Here is a 5796-nt window from a genome sequence, read left to right as displayed (position 1 = left end):
ATGATGAAGAAATAAAAGATAGATTTTACAAATCATTAGAATTTGGTACTGCGGGATTAAGAGGAAAAATCGGAGCTGGTACTAATAGAATGAATAAATACAACATAATGAAAACAACTCAAGCTCTTGCTGATACTATAAAAAATTACGGTGACGAAGCAATTAAAAGAGGTGTTAGCATTAGCTATGATGTTAGAAAGTTTTCAAAAGAATTTGCTGAAATTTCAGCAAATGTATTAGCGTCTAATGGAATAAAGGTTTATTTGTCTGATGATATTAGACCAACACCAATGTTGTCTTACTCAATCAGAAAATTCAATTGTATTTCAGGAATTATGATTACTGCTTCTCATAATCCAAAAGAATACAATGGATACAAGGCTTATTGGGAAGAAGGAAGTCAAATTCTAGAAGATAAAGCAAATGAAATATTAGGTAATTTAGACAAGATTGACAGTTTTACAGAAGTTAAAATAGGAGATTTCGAAAAACTAATAGCTGAAGGTAAGATAGAATATTTTGGAGAAAATCTTGATAAGGATTATTTTGAAGATGTATTAAGTCTTACTATAAATGATGAAAACATAGACAAGGATGTTAAAATCGTCTACACTCCATTGAATGGAACTGGAAATAGATTTGTTAGACATATTCTAGATGTAAGAGGATTCAAAAATGTTTATGTTGTAAAAGAACAAGAACATCCAGATAGTAATTTTACGACTGTTCCATATCCTAACCCCGAAAACCCAGAAGCGTTTGAATATGCAATTAATCTTGGAAAAGAAGTAGGAGCTGATTTATTATTGGCAACAGATCCAGATGCAGATAGAACTGCTGTAGAAGTTTTTGATGATGGAGAATACGTGTTCTTAGATGGTAATAAAATTGGAGCTTTGTTGACAAATTATATTTTAAGTCAAAGATACGAAAAACACGATTTACCAGAAAATCCAGCAGTAGTAAAATCGATAGTAACGGGAGATTTGTCGGCCAAAATCGCTAAAAAATACGGCGTTGAAATGATTGAAACCCTAACAGGATTTAAAAATGTTTGCGGAAAAGCAAATGAATACGAAAAAACTGGCGAAAAATCTTGGGTATTTGGATATGAAGAAAGTATCGGATATTCTTATGGAACTTTTGTGAGAGATAAGGATGCTGTAAGTTCTTCAATGATGATTTCAGAAATGTTAGCTTTCTACAAAAAACAAAACAAGACATTGATTGATGTATTAAATGATTTGTATGAAGAATTTGGATATCATGAAAACTCACTTTCTTCTGTTGTTTTAGAAGGATTGGATGGCCAAGAAAAAATCGGAAGAATTATGGAAGAATTCCGACACAATCCTATCGAAAAAATTGGGGAAACAAGTTTGATTGAAACAAAAGATTATGATGTAAATTATGAAGATTACAATACTCCAAGGTCAAATGTTTTAAAGTATTACTATGATGATGGATCATGGTATGCGTTAAGACCTTCTGGAACTGAGCCAAAAATCAAATTATATATTTATTCTGTTGCAGATTCTAAAGAAAAAGCTGAACAAAAAGTTTTGGACATTGAAAAAACAGCAAAAGAAAAAATGATGAACGTAAAATAATTTCTAAATATCACTTATTCCTAAATCTTGGGGTAAGTGATATTTTTTAAATTGGAAGATATTGAGATTTTTTGATATTGTATGTATAATATACTATATTAAATTCTAGGAGAGAAAAATGAGAAAACTTGAAGAGAGAATTATGAAAGATGGCACAGTATTGCCGGGAAATATATTGAAGGTAGACAGGTTCATTAATCACATGATTGACCCTGTTCTTTTTGAAGATTTAGCAAATGAGTTTTATGAAAAATTTAAGGATAAAAAAATCAACAAAATACTGACAATTGAAGTTAGCGGCATTGCTATCGCATATGCTTGTGGAATTAGATTTAACTGCCCAGTTGTATTTGCGAAGAAAACAAGCTCAAAAACATTGGGTGATAACTGCTACAGAACAGAAGTGTTTAGTTTTACAAAAAATAGAAGTTATGAAGTTATGGTTTCTAAGGAATATTTGGATGAAAATGACCGTGTTCTATTAATTGATGATTTTTTGGCAAATGGAAAAGCCTTGGAAGGTTTGATAGATATTTGTTCGCAAGCAAATGCACATGTTGAAGGAATAGGAATCTTAATCGAAAAAGTTTTTCAAAAGGGTGGAGATAATTTAAGAAAACAAGGTTACACAATAGAATCGTTGGCAAGAATAAAAGGCTTTACTGATGATTCTGTTACATTTGAAGATTAATTTTGACAAATTGTAACTTTATTTTTCATTTATTAAGTCAAAAATATGATATATTAGATTAGGATAAAATGAGAAAGGATGAAAACCTGTGAAATACATTATTGACATATTGGATGCATTCTTTTCTATACAAATTACTCCAAATTTAAAATTATACAATTTAATTTCTATGTTTTTTAAATATTTGTTTGTAATAATTATTTACTATTTTATTTTCAACATAATCAAGATGATTTATTTGGACATAAAAGGTACAAACAATATGAACTACAGTTCAAATACTTATTTAAAACTAATAAATAGAAAAGAAAATTTGCCTTTTAAAATACAAGAGCATTATTTTATAGGAAGAACAGCGACTATAGGAAGAGACGACAGCAATCAAGTTGCATTAAAAGATAGATTCATATCTAAGAGACATGCACGTATTTACAAAGAAAAGAATAATTATTATATAGAGGATTTAAATTCTGCAAATGGAACTTTTTTAAATGGCAATAAATTAGTAAATTCTGCCAGACTTAACGACAAAGATTTGATAGATATCGGACAAATTGAATTTATGTTTGTAAATGGTGACAAAGATGCAAACTAAACGTAAGAAAAATAGCAGATTTAAAGAATTTATCGATAACTTAAAACCAATGCGTGTAAATAGTAAGATGATTAAACCGGTTTATTTGATATTACTGTTTAACATATTTGGTTTTTTTCTAGCTTTGGGATCAAATGAAAAAGGATTAGATCCGAAAGCTTTAGCTTACTTTTTGTTTGCTACAATTTTAATGTTTTTTGCAAATAAATACGTAACAAAAATCACTAAAGGTGATGGATATATATTACAAATCGCTTGTATGCTTTTTAGTATTGGTGTAATCGTGATTTACAGGCTTAACCCTTATGAAGGATTGAAGCAAATAATGTGGTTTACCATTGGGATACTATTGTTTTTTGGAACATTTTTTATTTTAAAAAGCTACAAAAAATGGTACAAATTCACGGCACTTTATTTAATAGGTTGTGTTGTGATGTTTCTAATGACACTAGTTCTCGCTGAAGATAAATACGGAGCTAGAAACTGGATTAGCATATTCGGGGTTGGTTTCCAACCGTCTGAAATTACGAAAATATTGTATGTATTTTTCCTTGCTAGTTATGATTACAACACTGATTTGTTAGATAAGATAAATATAAAGTCAGCGCAAAAATACAAAAAATATCTACCTGTAATCAAAAGATATTTCTTGATGATAGTTGTTTATTTATTTATAGGTATGTTTTTCTTGCAAAAAGATTTGGGAACTGCAATGATTTTTTACGGATTATTCTTAGTTTACCAAATTGTAAATCAAGAAGACATCAGATTAATTTTATTAAATTTATTCATAGCGATTGTTGGGGCGGTGGCTGCGTATATGCTTTTTTCTCATATAAGAATAAGGGTGTCTACATGGCTTGATCCATGGAAGAATATCGATGGAATAGGTTATCAAATCACACAAGCTTTGTTTGCGATTGCGAGTGGAGGATTTTTTGGAACGGGTCTTGGATTAGGAAGACCGGATGTAGTTCCTGTAGTCACAAGCGATTTTATTTTCGCTGCGATTTGCGAAGAAATGGGAACTTTCACAGGAATGGGTGTAATAATGTTGTTCTTGATTTTGATTTACAGGGGAATGAAGATTTCGTTGTATCAATCAAATAAATTCTACAAGATTGTAGCGCTTGGAATTTCTGTAATTTTTGCAATTCAAGGGCTTGTTATGTTCGGTGGTGTTATGAAGTTGGTTCCTTTGACAGGAATTACTATACCATTTGTAAGTTACGGTGGTACTTCAATGGCGATGTCATTTATTTGCCTTGCGATTTTACAATTCTGTTCAACTGATCAAGGAGAGGAAGATATTTATGCAAAATAAAATGAACAAAAGAATTATTGTGGTTTTATCTTTCTTGATGACTTTGTTTGTGTTGTTGGTTTTGTATTTGACTTATTTTCAAATAGTAAAAGCTGACAAAATTGCAAACAATGAATACAACAAAAGATTGTGGGTAGATGAAGATAAAGTTGAACGTGGAACAATCTATGATAGAGATAAAAATGTTTTGGTAGAAACGAAGAAAGATTCATCTGGGAAAAATTATAGATTTTTTGATTATGCAGATATTTATGGAAATATAACTGGATACAATTCAAAAACCTACGGTACAGCTGGTCTTGAAAAATCGTATATGAAAGAATTGTTAAACATTAACAAGGACACTCCTTTATCGCAATTGAGAAATATAGTAAGCTCAAACAATAAAGGTAGCGATCTTGTTTTGACGACAAATTCCACTTTACAAAAACTTGCCTACAATTTATTAGACGGCAAGAAAGGTTCAATCGTAATGATGAATCCGACAACTGGTGAAGTTTATGTAATGGCAACTTTCCCTTCATATAATCCAAACGAAGTTTCATCACAATGGCAAGAACTTTTGAATAGGGAGACATCTCCATTATTAAATCGTGCAACACAAGGAATGTATACTCCGGGATCGGTTTTTAAAATAATAACTGGTAATGCAATATTAGAAAATGAAGATAAAGTTGACAAAGTTGTAGAAGATAATACTGGTACAATTGAGTTTAACAAATACACTATTTCCAATAATAATGGTGCTGTTTTTGGAGAAACTGATTTGAGAAAAGCTCTTGAGAAATCATCAAATGTTTATTTTGCATCGCAAGGTGTAAAATTGGGGAACAAAATTTTGGAAGATAACGCTTCAAAATTTATGATTGGTAAGAAAATTCCTTTTGATTTGCCAGTAGCAGTAAGCGTTAATGGATATACAAAAACAAAAAGTAATGCAGATATTGCAACGACAAGTTTTGGACAAGGGGAAACTTTGGTAACTCCATTGAACATGGCTATGGCAATGAGCGCTATAGCAAATGATGGACAAATGTTGAAACCTTACTTGGTTAGTCAAATTATAGATTCAGAAGGAAAAGTAATTAAAGAAACTAAGCCAGAATTACTATCTGAAGTTGGCAATAAGAAGAATATGGTAACCTTAAAAGATTATTTGAGATCTACTGCAGAAAGTTACGATACACTTAATGTTAGTACATCTGTAATCGCAAAATCAGGTACAGCAGAAATTAAAGATAAAACAAGTACTCACGCTTGGTTTGTCGCTGCTGCACCGGCAAAAAAACCAAAATTTGCGATAGCAGTTATTTTAGAAGATGATAACTCTTATGGTGTAAAAACTGCAGGACCTATAGCTTCAAAAATGCTCAACGCAGCAATTAATGAATTAGGTTTAGAAAAATAAAACAAAACATGGATAGCGATGATTCATTGCAATCCATGTTTTTTTATTGCTTATAAGAATTTGTCTTTTATATTTAACCAATACCAGTCTTTTAAGAAAACTAATTTATTGATATATTGATCTGAATAAGTAAAGTTTACATAATCTACATTATCATAACTTCTGTTC

General features: G+C 30.6%; 5 protein-coding genes and 1 pseudogene. 5 read left to right on the top strand and 1 reads right to left on the bottom strand.

What is annotated here, in order from left to right; all coding sequences use genetic code 11:
* The 5 genes from KHW44_RS05665 to KHW44_RS05645 form a co-directional block, all read left to right on the top strand.
* On the top strand, positions 1-1610 hold a 1610-nt coding region (locus tag KHW44_RS05665), incomplete at its 5' end, for a phospho-sugar mutase (protein WP_304066998.1).
* 118 nt (positions 1611-1728) lie between these two features.
* Positions 1729-2301: a xanthine phosphoribosyltransferase gene (locus KHW44_RS05660; protein ID WP_294685794.1), complete on the top strand. Its 573-nt coding sequence runs from the start codon at positions 1729-1731 to the stop codon at positions 2299-2301.
* 88 nt (positions 2302-2389) lie between these two features.
* On the top strand, positions 2390-2896 hold the full coding sequence (locus KHW44_RS05655) for an FHA domain-containing protein (RefSeq protein ID WP_094223582.1): 507 nt from the start codon (positions 2390-2392) through the stop codon (positions 2894-2896).
* The gene (locus KHW44_RS05650) at positions 2886-4220 is read left to right on the top strand and encodes an FtsW/RodA/SpoVE family cell cycle protein (protein WP_002836748.1); all 1335 of its coding nucleotides are present in this window, start codon (positions 2886-2888) and stop codon (positions 4218-4220) included. Before KHW44_RS05655 ends, KHW44_RS05650 begins: the two co-directional genes overlap by 11 nt.
* Positions 4210-5628 carry a penicillin-binding protein 2 gene (locus KHW44_RS05645; RefSeq protein WP_304066994.1) on the top strand — a complete coding sequence of 473 codons (1419 nt, stop codon included), beginning with the start codon at positions 4210-4212 and terminating at the stop codon, positions 5626-5628. The genes KHW44_RS05650 and KHW44_RS05645 overlap by 11 nt, the downstream gene beginning before the upstream one ends.
* A gap of 50 nt (positions 5629-5678) precedes the next feature.
* On the opposite strand, the pseudogene KHW44_RS05640 reads toward KHW44_RS05645, so the two are convergent.
* Positions 5679-5796, bottom strand: a pseudogene (locus tag KHW44_RS05640) (NAD(+) kinase); the annotation flags it as partial.

Origin of the sequence: Finegoldia magna (assembly GCF_018371055.1) — a bacterium.
GTDB classification, from domain to species: domain Bacteria; phylum Bacillota; class Clostridia; order Tissierellales; family Peptoniphilaceae; genus Finegoldia; species Finegoldia magna_I.
The sequence above is the reverse complement of the archived record's forward strand: the minus strand, read 5'-3'. Positions and strand labels throughout refer to the sequence as shown.

Coding starts and splice junctions, on each gene's coding strand:
- KHW44_RS05660 (WP_294685794.1), top strand. CDS start 1,729: ATGAGAAAACTTGAAGAGAGAATTATGAAAGATGGCACAGTATTGCCG.
- KHW44_RS05645 (WP_304066994.1), top strand. CDS start 4,210: ATGCAAAATAAAATGAACAAAAGAATTATTGTGGTTTTATCTTTCTTG.
- KHW44_RS05650 (WP_002836748.1), top strand. CDS start 2,886: ATGCAAACTAAACGTAAGAAAAATAGCAGATTTAAAGAATTTATCGAT.